6 tRNA genes are annotated in these 602 nt (G+C 52.8%); all 6 read right to left on the bottom strand.

Annotated elements, in window-relative coordinates:
• Positions 1 to 40: 40 nt before the first annotated feature.
• The 6 genes from KBU52_RS08845 to KBU52_RS08820 all read right to left on the bottom strand — a co-directional run bounded on the left by KBU52_RS08845 (position 41) and on the right by KBU52_RS08820 (position 550).
• Positions 41 to 112 (bottom strand) — tRNA-Gly (locus KBU52_RS08845).
• Between the two features lie 27 nt (positions 113 to 139).
• Positions 140 to 212: transfer RNA gene (locus tag KBU52_RS08840), tRNA-Thr, on the bottom strand.
• A gap of 12 nt (positions 213 to 224) precedes the next feature.
• Positions 225 to 306: transfer RNA gene (locus tag KBU52_RS08835), tRNA-Leu, on the bottom strand.
• 5 nt (positions 307 to 311) lie between these two features.
• Positions 312 to 384, bottom strand: a tRNA-Lys gene (locus tag KBU52_RS08830).
• Positions 385 to 402: 18 nt separating this feature from the next.
• A tRNA-Asp gene (locus KBU52_RS08825) sits at positions 403 to 475 on the bottom strand.
• Between the two features lie 2 nt (positions 476 to 477).
• Positions 478 to 550 (bottom strand) — tRNA-Val (locus KBU52_RS08820).
• Positions 551 to 602 lie beyond the last annotated feature (52 nt).

The raw sequence follows: 602 nt of genomic DNA, 5'->3' as shown, positions 1-602 counted from the left end.
GTCCTGTGCGTCTGCCAGTTCCGCCACCCCGGCCTCTATAAGCGAACGACGGGATTCGAACCCGCGACCCCCACCTTGGCAAGGTGGTGTTCTACCACTGAACTACGTTCGCATCGACTCTGGTTTATATTAAAAAAAATGCCGGCTACATGACTTGAACACGCGACCCTCTGATTACAAATCAGATGCTCTACCAACTGAGCTAAGCCGGCTGATTTCTATTATGCGGGTTAAGGGACTTGAACCCCCACGCCGTTAAGCGCCAGATCCTAAATCTGGTGCGTCTGCCAATTCCGCCAAACCCGCAAATATGACCCGTACTGGGCTCGAACCAGTGACCCATTGATTAAAAGTCAATTGCTCTACCAACTGAGCTAACGAGTCAAATAACTTTCGTTATTACGGTCCCGACGGGAATCGAACCCGCGATCTTCGCCGTGACAGGGCGACGTGATAACCGCTACACTACGGGACCTATGGGAGTTAACGGGATCGAACCGCTGACCCTCTGCTTGTAAGGCAGATGCTCTCCCAGCTGAGCTAAACTCCCTCGAGCTAAGCGACTTCCATATCTCACAGGGGGCAACCCCCAACTACTTCCG

Source organism: Streptococcus sp. 9.1(2021) (assembly GCF_030466425.1).
Classification (GTDB): Bacteria; Bacillota; Bacilli; order Lactobacillales; family Streptococcaceae; genus Streptococcus; species Streptococcus wuxiensis.
Note: the sequence above shows the minus strand (reverse complement) of the source record. Positions and strands in the feature narration are given on the sequence as shown.